The following is a 14,140-nucleotide window of genomic DNA, read 5'->3' as shown; positions in this document are numbered from 1 at the left end:
GAGTTGTTGCAATGAGTATTGCTAACCCTGGCAATGACGCTTAAATGACGAAGCTCAGTCCAAGACCTAAGCCAGTTGGAATGGATGTTCCCGTGAGTGTAATGCAGTTAAATAGTCCACCCGTTCAGTCCACACCCTTGATTCTTGATAGTCTGCCGAATCCGTCGTTGCCCGATGAGGTTTGCCCTCGCCGTGCCCGACTCGAAATCGATTTGATGCTGCTGGCGATCGAGGCGCTGGACTTAAGCGGGTCAGAAGCCATTCTGGTCATGGCGAATGAGTTAGAGCTTCAGAGCATGATCAAAAATCGGGTTTCGCTCTGGCGGTTACGTAGCACCAACCCACTGCGGCGCTACAGTCAGCGTCGTCCTTTAACCGTGACAGAAGCAAAGGCATTGGTGCTGGTTGGGTGCTATCTGGCGCGTCGGCTGACAGTACTCATCCGGCAGTTGTTGTTGGCCTACCAGCAGTTGAACGATAAGCAGTTATCAATGGAACATCACTTTCGGTTGAGTGATTATCTGGAGCGGTTTCGTGCCCATTTTCGATCGCGGATGAACCCGAAGCGGGCGATCGTGGCTGCTTACAATTCAGATGAAAAGTTGGATGAACTGGCCTTAAAGCTGCTGACTCAACTGCTGTTCTGTACAGGTACCTATGGGATGCAGCGGTTTTGGGCAAGCCTGTTTGACGGAGAGGTCGCATGAGTATTCAACGTCAATATAATTTACCGAACTGCACCATTGTTCTGGAAGGCTGGGGCGATTCGATCGTGACCAGTCAATCTGAAGCGCGACCCCTCATGTCGCAGCTCATGAGTGCTGAATGTCATCTTGTGGGTGAGGAAAAACCGTTAACAGGTGGTCGCGAGTTCCTGGAAAGCTTGACGGCTGCTGTAAGCCTTTATGCTCAAGAATTGTTAAGCGGCATTCGTGCCTTCAAAGCGCCTCATGCCTCATTAAAGCTTGTGCAGCTAGAACGGCTCGATGAGACCCATCATCGCTTGAGCGTACTCCCCCCTGATGCCGATCCTGGTTCGGGCATTGCCACTCATTTGACCCGCCAGATTGATCTAACCACTGTCCAGTTATTTGACCTTGTAGAGGCTGTGGATCAGTTCTTTGCAGACACTCAAACCTTGCCAGATTTAGCCCTCAAGGTTACTCCCCTCGCTAAGCGCTATGTTCGCAGTAGCGAGCCTGTTACCAAGCAAGCGGTGCCTGCAGCTATTGGAGCCTCTGGTTTGGCACTGGCTGCGATCGCCTTCTTCTTCATACCGACGCCCCAAGTGCGCCAACCTAGCGATTTGGTGCCCAAAGCTAGCTCAACCTCCAGTACTACAGGTTCGCCCTCACCCTCTGCCAGCCCTCCCACACCGATCGCTAGTGGTACGCCACCCAGCCCTAGCGCTAGCGCAGCAACAGCTCCCAGCTCATCACCATCAGCAGCGCAGCCCGATTTGACAAAGTTAGAATCAACGTTGACGGCGGCTCCTGACATTACGGATCCTACCCAGATTCAAACCCTGCAAAAGCAGCTTTCAAGCCAGCTTGATCAGGCGTGGAAAAACCGCACAACCGTCAAGCAAGATCTGGTTTACCGCGTGGGTGTGGTGAAAGATGGTGCGCTAGTGGGCTACAAGCCAATCAACCCGGCTGCACTCACTAATGTCAATCAAACGCCCTTACCGAGCTTGCTGTACATTCCAACCAATGGATCGCAGCCTACAACGGAGCCAATCGCTCAGTACAAAGTCGTCTTTACTCCCACTGGGGTAGTGGATGTAACCCCCTGGAGCGAGGCAGTGGCAAGCCCCATCACAGGTATTGCAGAAATTACCGATCCGGCGCAGATTAAAGTGCTTCAGCCCACGCTGTATGACCAGATTGACAAAGCCTGGAAAGACAAGCCGACCTTTAAGAAAGACCTGGTGTTTCGAGTCCGGGTGAAGCAAGACGGCACGATCGTGGACTACAAGCCAGATGACCAAAGCGCCGCTAATTACGAGAAAGAAGTTCCCTTGGCTAAGCTTGGCAAACTTGCAGCCGATGGCGATACGGAAGCGATGTCAGAACCCCTCGCTCTGTTCAAAGCGGTCTTCAAACCAGACGGTAAGCTTGAAATTAGTCCCTGGCGTGGTCAGAAAAATTAGCAAGTACAGAGGTTTCTTTGGTAGGAACCTCTTGCGTGTGGTTTGTCTGATCGCTGACCCAGGGCGATCGCCGAGCGAACCTCGCGTTTAGTGGTTTTCCAATCCTCGTAAGCCTTCAAATCCAGCCAAAATGCTTGCTTCAAGCCCTCTGGCAAGATCATAGCCCAATCGATGAACTTAAACAGATGCAGCACGTCTCGGCGACTGTAGCCAGATTCATACAAACGCCGAATTAAGCTCAGCTTCCACTCCTTGCGGCGGTTCGGATGGCGTTGCGTTTCCTGAGCCTTAAGATGAGCCATCACAGTCGTGGCAAAGGGGTTAGGACTGGCTTCTAGCGTCGGCCACTGCCCTTCATAGTCAAACTGTCGAATTGAAATGACAACGGTGTGCTGAGGTAGCTAAACTCGTAGCGGTTCGGTCGCCAATCGGCTCGACTATTGCAGTAGGTTCCCGCGATCGAATGCGGCTCGATCTGGTTGTCTTTTGCATGTACGCTCATTGACATGAACATCATCTTCTTCGGCACGCCTGATTTTGCTGTGCCCAGTCTAAAGCGTTTGCTAGCTCACCCAAATTTCAACGTACTGGCAGTCGTCACACAACCAGATAAGCGGCGCGGACGAGGCAATGAACTCATACCGTCACCCGTTAAAGCGATCGCCCAGGCACACCAACTGCCGCTGTATCAGCCCAGAAGCGTCAAAAAGGATGAGGAAACCCTGGCGTTCCTCCATACCGCTCAAGCAGATGCGTTTGTGGTTGTTGCCTATGGGCAAATTCTCTCGCAGGCAATGCTCGATATGCCTCGGTTGGGCTGCGTCAATGCGCATGGTTCGCTTTTGCCAAAATATCGCGGTGCTGCCCCAATTCAGTGGAGTCTGTATCACGGAGAGGTGGAAACGGGCATCACTACTATGCTCATGGATGCAGGGATGGATACAGGACCAATGCTGCTCACAGCACGTATGCCGATCGCGCTGCTGAACAATTTTGACGACCTGGCAGCACGTTTAGCCCCCATCGGAGCCGACTTACTCATTGAGACCCTGCTACAGCTTAACCAGCAAACCTTGCAGCCAGCACCGCAGGATGAGACCCAAGCGACTTATGCTCCATTGATTAAAAAAGAAGACTATCGGCTTGATTGGTCACGTAGCGCGATCGCCCTTCACAATCAGGTGCGTGGCTTTTTCCCAACCTGTAGCACCACTTTTCGGGGCGATGCTCTCAAAATTATGGCAACGGTACCGCTCATGCCAGCCTATCAATCGCAGTTGCCGTCAACGTTAAGTGTACTTGTGCCACACTGGTCAACCACAGCCTTAACCGCACAGCCTGGTGAAGTGCTTGGTATAGCGAAAGGGGAAGGCGCGATTGTACAAACGGGCGAAGGGGTGTTACTGTTGCGCAGCGTTCAACTCCCTGGCAAACGGCCCCAATCTGGCTGGGATTTTGCCAATGGTACACGGTTAGCCAATGGTGAAGTGCTGGGGATCACTGACGTTTAGTTCTTTAGACGAGTGGGCATACTGAATCAGCGGGTGTGATATAAATGTTTAGCTTGTTGCTAAATCATCATTTAGATAGATGCACTCTGAGAGCGCCCCTTTGTTTGCTCAACCTGACTGCTCATGATTCCTTTGATGAGGAACTAGCACCTGCTTACTGCTCTTCAGTAGCAGGTTTTTTCATGGGCATTTGCTGGGGTTAAGCAACTCAGCAAACTCAACTGAATCTATATCGAGAGAGAACAATTAATTCATGACTGCGACAGTACGCCCCACTAACCTGACATTCACACCCTTGAATGCCAATCTGCGCTTAAAAGACATTCTGAGAACTCTGCCGAAAGAATGCTTTCAGAAGGATATGAAAAAAGCCTGGACAGCTGTTTTCATCAACGTTTTAATGGTTGGCTTAGGGTACGCTAGCATTGCGATCGCCCCCTGGTTTCTGCTGCCATTCGCCTGGATTTTCACTGGCACAGCGCTGACAGGCTTTTTTGTCATTAGCCATGACTGTGGACATCGATCGTTTGCAAAGCGGCGTTGGGTGAATGATCTGGTGGGGCATCTGTTTATGTTGCCGTTGGTCTATCCCTTTCATAGCTGGCGGCTTCTGCATGACAAACACCATAACCATACCAACAAGATGGATGTGGATAACGCCTGGCAGCCCTTCCGCCCCGAACTTTATGCTGGAATGCCCAAATTCATTCAGGGTGCCTATCAAGGAATGCGGGGACGGCTTTGGTGGTTCGCTTCAATTATTCACTGGGCAATTATGCACTTTGACCCATCACGAGTAGAGACGAAAGATCGGCACAAAGTCAGACTGTCGGTTGCAGTAGTCATTGGCTTCGCCGCGATCGCCTTTCCTCTGTTGATTGCCACGCTAGGTATAGGCGGCTTTGTTAAATTCTGGTTGTTGCCCTGGCTGGTCTATCACTTCTGGATGAGTACCTTTACGTTGGTACATCACACCGCTCCAGATATTGATTTTCAGGAACCCGACCAATGGCACGCTGCAAAAGCACAACTGGCTGGTACCGTTCACTGCGACTACCCCATGTGGGTCGAGCAGTTGTGTCATCACATTAATGTCCATGTCCCCCATCATCTTTCTACTGCCATTCCGTCGTACAACCTGCGGATGGCACACGAAAGCTTACGAGAGCATTGGGGGGATTACCTCTATGAATGCCGTTTTTCCTGGTCACTGATGAAAGAAATCACCGATCAGTGTCACCTTTATCATTCTGAAGACTGCTACATGTCATTTAAGGATTACCATCGGCAACCGTAGCCAACGTGAGCAAGAGCCAGCGAGGATAGAGAGTAGGAGTGCATGGCTGTGCCCCTACCCAAGCTGCGATTAATCAATTCTGACCGCTAAACGAGAGATAGTCTGAAGTGATACCAATTTGAATTGAAAATGCGACACATCCTGTAGGGGCAAGGCAATGCCTTGCCCCTACCCAGCGATTGATCTGTAGCCGTCATTCTTTTAATCGGTATGAGATGAATTAATTTTCCGGCAAGGTGAGTCATTCTCGCTGACTGGCGTTATCCTGAGGCTAGTCTCGGCGACAGGAAGAATCAGGCATGTACCCACGATCGCTCATCAGTCTCGGAAGCCTACTCGTGTTAACGGCTTGCTCTCAAGCCCCGCAGAATGAGCAGACGGCTGTGCCATCCCCCTCTAACGGTGGAGCAGCGGCACCTGTAGCAGTCGCCCAAAACTTTCCGAAGCCCGTTGTGAGTCCGGCAGCAGTCCTGCCAGTGCCTACGGTACCGGGGTTGATTACGCCAACCAATGCCCGCATGCGAATCCCCACGATCGTGACGGGACGAACCGATCCCTTTGCGGCAGTTTCAACGGCACCCATTAGACTAGCAGCCGCAACGAACAAGCCAGCAGTCACCCTGCCCAGCCCTCTACCAGCGCCGAGGCAGGGGCAGTTGCCAGCTTTCAACCCGCTGCCCGTGACACCCGCTCCGGCGAATCTTCCCCCTTTGCCGCCAGCGTTGCCCCAGTTGCCCGTTTCTCGCACGGCCCTCGCAGATGCGATCGAAATTAGCGGTGTCATCAAAGTAGGTGGTCGGTGGAGCGTGATTGTGAAAGAGCCAGAAGCTCAAACCAGCCGCTACGTGCATGCTGGGGCTTATTTGTCGAATGGGCAGGTGCTGGTCAAGCGCATCGTGGCAAGCGCTGGTTCTGACCCGATTGTGATTTTGCAGCAGAATGGAGTAGAGATTACGCGAACGATCGGCGGTAGCGCCCGTCTTGCCAGCAAGTAGTTCGGTTTTGGTTAACGCAACAGAACGGTTTCACCGCAGTCATCACCGCTAACGCGTTCGGGTCTCACGGTTATCTCATCGTCCTTTCGTGGAGCAGTCCGATGACAGGATTAAGCCGTCAACGTGATTTTGAAGGCGATCGTAAACTAGCGACCCCTTCTCAGCGAGACCCGCAACGGGGTGGCGATCGACGCAGCCTCACGTATCAAGAAACGTACATTTGTCCCGTGTGCCGTCATGGTCAGATTGCAGCCCTGACGCTGATGGATGCCTTTGCCTGCGATTTCTGTCGGCATATTTTTACGGCCAACTTACCGGAACAGTCTATTCATGTAGAAGATAGCTCCCAACCTATGACGTGGCGCTGGAACGGGGTTAACTGGAAAGCCGCCAACCAACTAGATATGGATCTCACCATTGTCGTCTGGCTGGTAGGTTTAGCCCTGGTGTTGCTGCCGCCAGCGCTGATCTGGCTGTCTTCCCACACCTTTCCACCGATGAGGGGTAGCACCTGGGCGTGGTTCCCCACCGTTTGGATCAGTCTGACGTTTTTGACGCACTTTGCTTTTGTGGCCTGGTTGCTCGCCGAACATTACCAAGTACCCGTCTACGTTACCTGTAAGATCAGGCTCCGCAACGCTTTTGGCAGACAGTAGACCTTACGATGCCGCACCCTTACAGGTGGGCAATCGTAGCTTACACCCATCTCTACTTCGACTGCTTCACTGGAGCCAGCACCCATAGAGAATCGACTCGCTGCACCTCAGCCGTAGCGGAATTGGAGGTGCTGACACTGCGGACAGAGCCAGCAATTCGTTGAAATTCCTGCACAAACACTGAGTCTTCTGTAGGAGCAGACGGCAAAATCAGGCTGTAGAAAAAGGAAAGCGTTGCGCCCATGTTGACATAGAAGTAGCCATCGTTCGGCAGGGGAAAGCTGGCTGTCGCCGTTTGAAACGTATGGTTAAGGTGCAGCGGCAAATAAGGCTTGGGAGCTAGATCTGCCATTGGTTTCGACCCGGTTGTAATCACCAATGTTTTTGCATCAACCCAACCGTAAGATAGAAAGCTGATCGTCTTACCCTTTTCTTTGGTTTCCCAACTAACGATCGGCTGTCCCTTAAACTGTTGTGGCACGATCGCCACTTCACCCTTTGCCTCTTTTTTGATAAATTGATCCAGTTTTTTCAGGGCGGCTTCTGCGGCTTGGCGATCGCTGGTTTGCACAATCAAACCCAACCCAAGATTAAGTTTGGGGTAGAGATAGTTAAAGAACCCTCCGGTCGTTGGAAAGAAAAAGAAGGCATATTCACCGTCCATCCAGGGAATGACATCCTTTTCTGGATCGAGACCCGTTGCCGTGCGAAAGCCGTTACGCAGACTGGCGATCGCAATCTGGCTAGCCAGGTCATCCTGGGCAGAGTCGAGTGAGTCTTGCCACTGCTGCTTAAAGTTCCGGCTGTTGGCAGAGAGGTAGGTTGCCGATGGTAAGCGGCTTAAGATCTGGTTTGCATCAGGCACCGCACGAGTCGCCATCTTGGGCTGAGGCGTTGTGTAGTAGAAATTGACCTGACTGTGGATACCTTCAGGTTGAAGCCAGATGTGACTATCTACCGTGCTATAGAGTTTGGTCAGTGCAGTTAGTTGGCTTTCGCTCAGGGATGGTAGGCCAAAATCGGCTGTCGAAGGCGAATTTTTGGCGATCGTCCACAAGAACTTGGCGATCGCGCTCACCTCACCGTAGCTAGTCACGAGCGATCGTCCAGTTTGAGGATGCTGCAACGTCCGCTGAAACAACCGACTTTGCGCCAGTGGCTCTCGTTCAGAACGGGCATCAATCAAGTCTTCCAGCGTTTGCACCTGTGCGGCAACAGCCACATTGCCAGGTAAAAGCGCGATCGCCAATCCTTTTGCCTCTGTTGGACTGGGAGATGGCGTAGGTGTAGGGGACTCATCCGGCGCAAGAGGGGGCACTGGCGGCACGTTAGGCGTCACGGCCTTGTTCGCCGTCCCATCTGCAAAACGGCTGATGGCGCTCCACGGAGACTGACGCTGACCGAAGACGGTAGAAGGCGGTAACGTGCGTTGCGTCGTTGCATCCGGTTTGACCACTGGAGGGGTTGACTCAGGCGGTGCAGACCATTCCAGGAGCATCACGCCTTTGTATTCACGCTCAATGTTAGGCTTCCCGCGTGTGGCTTTCAGCTTGTGCAAGAAAGCATCGAACCGATCGGGCTTTGTGATGGGTACGAGCAAAATCGCGCTGCTGTCAAATGTTTGCAGGACTGAACTGGCGATCGATCCCGCTGTAGGCACCAGGGCGATCGCCACCTGATCGCCAAGCCACGGCTGAATATCTTGCGCAAACTCGATTTCGTCTGGCAGGAATGGCACCTTAAATGGTACTCGCAGGGAATCTGGCAACGGGTTAAAGCGATCGACCTCTGCCCAGGCAGTAGGCGTAACATTCACCAGCACTACACCGGGAGTATTGGCTGGCAACACCGTCGTCACAGCAGGTGGAGATGGTTGAGGCAGAGGTACTGCACGGGCAATGACACTACCCGACAGGATCGCCACAGCAACTGAAAATGAAACAGAAGCACAACGCAACAACGCTTTCTCCTCCAACCATTCTTTGATTAATAGTTCACTGAAAGTGAGGATCATCTAACAGAGTGAAGACCCAACTCCATTGACAAGCCCCGCTCGATACACCCATGCCCAAGAGTCTAAAGAAGGTTCCAACCCCCAACAGCGCGATCGCAGCCTGAACTGCTCAGGCAACCCTAGCCTATTTTGCTACCACTGCCAAGATTCCCGCTGAAGACGTTTTCATAGCATTTGCTAATTCAGAGGTTTCACCATCGCCTCCTTGGCAGCACCTTACAGGATCAGACCGCTCAATCAATCAGCTTAACGGTCTCAGCTCCGTGGTTAGCTATTGAAATTAAGTAGCAATAGCTTTAGCAATTTTACCACCGAGGCAGCGCTAAAACTAACAACCCAGTTTCACAAGCAGCGGTAGGATTCACGCACGGCTTAAGTAGAGCAAGCTTCTCAAAGCAATCTGTGCTTTTCTGGAGCAGCCTAGATCATAAAACGTCCCTACTCTGCTAAGAAGGCTCTAGCCACTCCATCTCACACTAGACTGTCTTAAAAACTGTCGTTGCAGCGATCGTACAGCCTTCAAAGTTTATTGATAAACTATGTCAATAGCTGTGATAGGATAAGCCCAGTTTTCACTGAAGAAGAGATTCAGATCCTCATGTCACCCTCCTTTGATGTCCTGTGGCTAAATGCCAGCCCTAGCCTGAAACATTTTGACCAACCATTGCTCCAGGCTCTAACACCTCATCTGACGGTGGCGCAGTGGGAATATAAGCAATCTCTCGATGAAGCCAGTTCTCTCGATCAAGCCGTTGTGTTGCTGCACGATTATTTGAAACACCTGCCACATCCCATTCATCTAGCAGGTCATGGGATCAGTGGAGTACTGGGGTTAATGTACGCACGACGCTACCCTAACCGGGTACGATCACTCACACTCTTAGCCGTTGCAGCTCAACCCGCCATTACATGGCAAACGCATTACTATGTCCAGCGCCAACTCATTGCATGCAGCCGTCAACAATTGCTTGCGTGTACCGCCCGCAGCCTTTTTGGTCGTCAGCTCCCCTACGCCATCAAGCCATTAGTGGCATCGTTGCGCCGCGATTTAGAAGAGGCTCCTTCGCCCCACTCCTTGTTTAAGCTGGCGACTCTGCCCAAGGGTGGCGTGCCCATGCCACTGCTAGTTTGCGGTAGTAAGAATGATCCGGTGGTTCATCCACCCATGCTCCAAGAATGGTTGTCGTATTTCAAGGCAGACGACACGCTTTGGCAATGCCCGGATGGTCATCACTTTTTCCATTACTTTCAGCCTCAGTTGGTTGCAGAGCAACTACTGCGATTTTGGCGCTGTCTAGAGGCACAACAGATGACCATACGCCAATGCCCTCTCTCCACCAATCTTTAGCCGCATTGTAGTGGTTTAGTAGGCAAGCGAGAAAGGCGTGCATACAGGCGGGTAGCGCACAGTCATATGACTGTGCGATCGAACTTAGCCAATTGCGGCTTGCCGACCATGACAGCAGCAACCTGAGTCGGGCTAGCCGTGACGCCTATATGCAACGCTGTTGGAAGGGAGTTTAGACTCATACAAATGATGATACTATTGAAGTCCATAGGTGAAAATCATGGTTTCCTCTTCAGGTGATAGACTTAGATCTATGAGCTAGTTTGCGAGGCACCCGGCTTGAAAAATGCAACACTCCATCAGTTGAAGGTATTCGAGGCCGTTGCGCGCCACAGCAGCTTTACGCGTGCGGCTGAGGAGCTTTTCCTGACCCAGCCAACCGTTTCGATGCAGGTGAAACAACTGTCGAAAGCGGTTGGCTTGCCGCTGTTTGAGCAAGTTGGCAAGCGGCTCTACCTGACCGCCGCTGGGAAAGAACTTTACATCACCTGTCGGGACATTTTCTCTCGCTTGTCACAGTTTGATATTGCGATCTCCGACCTGAAAGGTCTCAAGCAAGGTGCGCTCCGGTTAGCCGTTGTCACCACTGCAAAATATGTCGTGCCGCGCTTATTAGGGCCATTCTGCCAGCGGTACCCCGGTGTAGATGTATCGCTTACGGTGAATAACCACGAGTGGGTGTTGGGTAGCTTAGCCGATAACCGCGATGACCTCTACATCCTGAGCCAGTTACCCGAAGACCTGGATGTTAAAGTGCATCCCTTCTTAGAAAATCCGCTTGTGGTCTTAGCGCAACGCAATCATCCGTTAGCTCATGAGCGCGATATTCCACTGAAGCGACTGGCAGAAGAACCCTTCATCATGAGGGAACCGGGATCAGGCACGCGAAAGGCGGTACAAACACTGTTTGATGAGCACGCGCTGGAGCTCAAAGTAAAGCTTGACTTGGGCAGCAACGAGGCTATTAAGCAGGCGATCGCGGGCGGACTTGGCATCTCGGTGCTATCGCTGCATACGCTAGCGCTCGAAGGGTCTAGCAGCCAATTGACCATTCTGGATGTCGTAGGCTTTCCCATTCAGCGCTACTGGTATGTGATCTATCCCTCTGGCAAACAGCTCTCGGTCATTGCCCGCACCTTTCATGATTACCTGCTCAATGAGGGCAAAAGCGTTGCTGAAGAAACAGCCTTTCAAGGTGTGTTTAGCAAGGGGCTTAAACCAGAGGGCCACGACGAGTAAAGTGTTTCTTTGCCCAGCCGTCTCTCACTGGGAAGCCACCTAAATTTGATACTGTGGTGGAAGATTGCCATGCAAGCACACAGATGCTTTTACAGGTATGAATGCGGGACAAAGCGACGCGATCGAGCGCCAGAACGAGATTTTTATTTCCTATTCCCGTAAAGACAAGGAATTTGTCCAAACGCTCAGCGGCTCGCTTAAACAGCTTGGTTATAACCTCTGGGTTGACTGGGAAGATATTCAGCCAACCGAAGACTGGTGGGCTGCTATCCAGGCCGGGATCGAGGCCGCTAGCAACTTCATCTTTGTGCTCAGCCCTGATTCGATCGCCTCTAAAGTATGTGGGCAAGAGCTAGAACACGCTATTGCTAACCATAAGCGGCTCGTCCCAATTGTACGACGGGAAGGCTTTGACGTTGCAGTGGTGCATCCCATGCTGGCAACACACAATTGGCTCTTCTTTCGTGAAACAGACGATCACGATCGCGCGCTCAAAATTCTGACCACAGCGATCGATACCGATTTGAAGTATGTTCGCGCCCACGCTCGTTTGCAGACACGGGCGATCGAATGGGAGCAACGCACCCGCGACGACAGCCTCTTGCTGCGGGGCAGTGACCTGGAAGAAGCCGAACTGTGGCTCGCGCAAGTTACAGGCAAAAAACCTGAACCATCTGAACTGCAAGGGGCATTCATCAACACCAGCCGCAAAGCAGAAACCATGCGGCAAAAAGCGGAGATACACCGTCAGCAGTTTTTGACCGCCGCTGTGAGTGCCTTTTCGATCGTGGCGCTGAGCATGGCTGGCTTTGCGTTTAAGCAGAAGATCAAAGCAGAAGTCGTGGCCCAAAGTTCCGGTGCTCAAAAGCTCATGGCTTCAGGACTGGAGCTAGAGGCACTCGTTGAAGGGTTGCAGACAGGACGGCAACTCAAGCAAACGGGCTGGTTTCTTGAACCGAGTACTCAACTACGCGCCATTGCCGCTTTACGGCAAGTTGTTTACGGCATTAAGGCTCAAAACACCTTACAGGGGCACCAGGGGTACGTCATGAGTGCCACGTTCAGCCCTGACGGTCAAACGATCGCCTCTGCCAGTGCTGACAAAACGATCAAGCTATGGAGTCAAGACGGCAAGCTGCTGAAAACCTTAACGGGGCACCGTGATCCCGTCAATAGCGTCAGCTTTAGTCCCAATGGTCAAACCCTGGTCTCTGCCAGCGATGACCAAACCGTCAAAATATGGAACCGGGATGGAACGTTATGGCAAACCTTCAAAGGGCATAGTGCCAGGGTGCTAAGTGCCAGCTTCAGCCCCAATGGTAAGCTCATCGCCTCGTCTGACCAGGACGGCATCATCAAATTGTGGGACATGAGTGGCAAGCTTAAGACAACCTTCAGCACGGAAGGGTTTGCTGTTGTGAGTGTTCAATTCAGTCCAGATGGTCAAACGATCGCCACAGCCGATGGTGATTTCACAGTGCGCCTCTGGAGCCTCAACGGACAACCGCTTAAAACCCTAACTGGACATCATGCGCCAGTGATCAGCGTCCGTTTTAGCCCCGATGGTAAAACCCTTGCCTCTGCCAGCGAGGACGAGACGGTGAAGTTGTGGTCAGTTGATCGTGCAGCACCACAGCGACTTGGGCAGGAACTCAGAACGCTAACAGGTCATAGTGATGCGGTTAAAAGCCTGAGTTTTAGCCCCGATGGCACACTGCTTGCGTCTGCCAGCCTAGATAGCACCATTAATCTATGGCACCTTAACGGCGACACGACCAATACCTTTCGAGGACACAGCAACTGGGTCAACAGTGTAAGCTTTAGCCCCGATGGCAAAACGCTGATTTCTGCTAGTGGCGATCGCACCATCAAGCTCTGGGCGATCGCACCGCCGCCGCTCGTTGTGCTAAACGCACATCAGGACATGGTAAACAGCGTTCGATTCAGCCCCGATGGCAAAACGCTGGCAACTGGAGGCAGTGATAACACCATCAAGCTTTGGAACCGCAATGGTACCGAACGCCTCACCTTAAAGGGTCATCAGCAAAGGATTTTGAGCGTGGCCTTCAGTCCTACGAGCCAAACCATCGCCTCTGCCAGCGAAGATCGCACCGTGAAACTCTGGAGCAGCCAAACAGGGCAACTCCTGAGAACCTTACAAGGCCATCAAGGAACCGTCTGGAGCGTTGCCTTTAGTCCGAATGGTCAAACCCTGGCCTCTGCTAGCCAGGATGGCACGATTAAATTTTGGAATCAGGACGGTCAACTCCTTAAAACGCTACAAGGGCATAGTGGAGCAATACTGAGCGTCACTTTTAGTCCAGATGGTCGCTTTGTGCTGACGGGCAACGACGATGCTACAGCCCAACTCTGGCAGGTCAATGGAGACTTGCTCAGAACCCTGCAAGGGCAGGGTGGGCCTATTGGCACTGTAGCCTTTAGCCCCGATAGTCAAATTCTGGCAACAGGTAGCGATGATGGCACCGTGAAACTCTGGAATCGCGGAGGCGATCGACTGTTTACCCTCAGAGGTCATGGCGGGTTTGTGATGAGCGTGGCGTTTAGCCCCGAAGGTTCCACGATCGCCACCGCTAGTGCCGACAAAACGGTTCGGCTATGGAGCCTCAACGGACAGCAGCTAGACGCCTTTACTGATCACACTAACTGGGTCAGAAGCGTTAGCTTTAGCCCCGATGGTAAAACGCTTGCCTCCGCTAGCCAGGACGGTACCATCATTCTGTGGAACCTCAACCTTGACGACCTGATGAAACGCGGCTGCACCTGGCTACACAACTACCTCACCACCAATCCAAATGTTAGCAACCTCGATCGCGCCATGTGCCGATGACAGAACCTCATCTCAATCATTTCACTTCTGCCTTTTACCATCAGCTATCAGCGGTCAGCCGTCAGTGTAGAAGTTTTGAG

12 protein-coding genes are annotated in these 14,140 nt (G+C 52.2%); 9 read left to right on the top strand and 3 right to left on the bottom strand.

Annotated features, from left to right (window positions below; all coding sequences use genetic code 11):
• Positions 1-80 precede the first annotated feature (80 nt).
• Positions 81-707, top strand: a complete 627-nt coding sequence (locus tag AC5JLP_RS16605) for a DUF3038 domain-containing protein (protein WP_496069040.1) — start codon at positions 81-83, stop codon at positions 705-707.
• On the top strand, positions 704-2,152 hold the full coding sequence (locus AC5JLP_RS16600) for a DUF4335 domain-containing protein (protein WP_496069039.1): 1,449 nt from the start codon (positions 704-706) through the stop codon (positions 2,150-2,152). Before AC5JLP_RS16605 ends, AC5JLP_RS16600 begins: the two co-directional genes overlap by 4 nt.
• On the opposite strand, the gene AC5JLP_RS16595 is transcribed toward AC5JLP_RS16600, so the two are convergent.
• Together AC5JLP_RS16595 and AC5JLP_RS16590 are read right to left on the bottom strand one after the other, a co-directional pair.
• Positions 2,149-2,454 carry a hypothetical protein gene (locus AC5JLP_RS16595; protein WP_496069038.1) on the bottom strand — a complete coding sequence of 102 codons (306 nt, stop codon included), beginning with the start codon at positions 2,452-2,454 and terminating at the stop codon, positions 2,149-2,151. The two genes, AC5JLP_RS16600 and AC5JLP_RS16595, sit on opposite strands and share 4 nt — an antisense overlap.
• Positions 2,455-2,486: 32 nt before the next feature.
• The gene (locus AC5JLP_RS16590) at positions 2,487-2,660 is read right to left on the bottom strand and encodes a hypothetical protein (protein ID WP_496069037.1); all 174 of its coding nucleotides are present in this window, start codon (positions 2,658-2,660) and stop codon (positions 2,487-2,489) included.
• Between AC5JLP_RS16590 and fmt the strand changes: the two genes are divergently transcribed.
• From fmt to AC5JLP_RS16570, 4 genes are all read left to right on the top strand, one after another.
• The gene (fmt, locus tag AC5JLP_RS16585; protein WP_496069036.1) at positions 2,659-3,663 is read left to right on the top strand and encodes a methionyl-tRNA formyltransferase; all 1,005 of its coding nucleotides are present in this window, start codon (positions 2,659-2,661) and stop codon (positions 3,661-3,663) included. The two genes, AC5JLP_RS16590 and fmt, sit on opposite strands and share 2 nt — an antisense overlap.
• Positions 3,664-3,916: 253 nt before the next feature.
• Positions 3,917-4,960: a fatty acid desaturase gene (locus AC5JLP_RS16580; RefSeq protein WP_496069035.1), complete on the top strand. Its 1,044-nt coding sequence runs from the start codon at positions 3,917-3,919 to the stop codon at positions 4,958-4,960.
• A gap of 299 nt (positions 4,961-5,259) precedes the next feature.
• Complete coding sequence (locus AC5JLP_RS16575; RefSeq protein WP_496069034.1) at positions 5,260-5,955, top strand: hypothetical protein; 696 nt, start codon at positions 5,260-5,262, stop codon at positions 5,953-5,955.
• A 101-nt stretch (positions 5,956-6,056) separates the two neighbouring features.
• Complete coding sequence (locus AC5JLP_RS16570) at positions 6,057-6,611, top strand: hypothetical protein (protein ID WP_496069033.1); 555 nt, start codon at positions 6,057-6,059, stop codon at positions 6,609-6,611.
• Positions 6,612-6,663: 52 nt separating this feature from the next.
• On the opposite strand, the gene AC5JLP_RS16565 is transcribed toward AC5JLP_RS16570, so the two are convergent.
• Positions 6,664-8,571 (bottom strand): DUF3352 domain-containing protein, encoded by a 1,908-nt coding sequence (locus tag AC5JLP_RS16565; RefSeq protein WP_496069032.1) that lies wholly within the window; start codon positions 8,569-8,571, stop codon positions 6,664-6,666.
• Between the two features lie 652 nt (positions 8,572-9,223).
• Between AC5JLP_RS16565 and AC5JLP_RS16560 the strand changes: the two genes are divergently transcribed.
• The 3 genes from AC5JLP_RS16560 to AC5JLP_RS16550 all read left to right on the top strand — a co-directional run bounded on the left by AC5JLP_RS16560 (position 9,224) and on the right by AC5JLP_RS16550 (position 14,060).
• Positions 9,224-9,973, top strand: a complete 750-nt coding sequence (locus AC5JLP_RS16560; protein WP_496069031.1) for an alpha/beta fold hydrolase — start codon at positions 9,224-9,226, stop codon at positions 9,971-9,973.
• 279 nt (positions 9,974-10,252) lie between these two features.
• Entirely contained in the window at positions 10,253-11,212 is a 960-nt protein-coding gene (locus AC5JLP_RS16555; RefSeq protein WP_496069030.1) for a LysR family transcriptional regulator, read from the top strand.
• Between the two features lie 97 nt (positions 11,213-11,309).
• The gene (locus AC5JLP_RS16550; protein WP_496069029.1) at positions 11,310-14,060 is read left to right on the top strand and encodes a toll/interleukin-1 receptor domain-containing protein; all 2,751 of its coding nucleotides are present in this window, start codon (positions 11,310-11,312) and stop codon (positions 14,058-14,060) included.
• The last annotated feature ends 80 nt before the right edge of the window (positions 14,061-14,140 follow it).

This window comes from Stenomitos rutilans, assembly GCF_059505485.1.
This window is presented reverse-complemented; position numbering and strand designations above follow the sequence as displayed.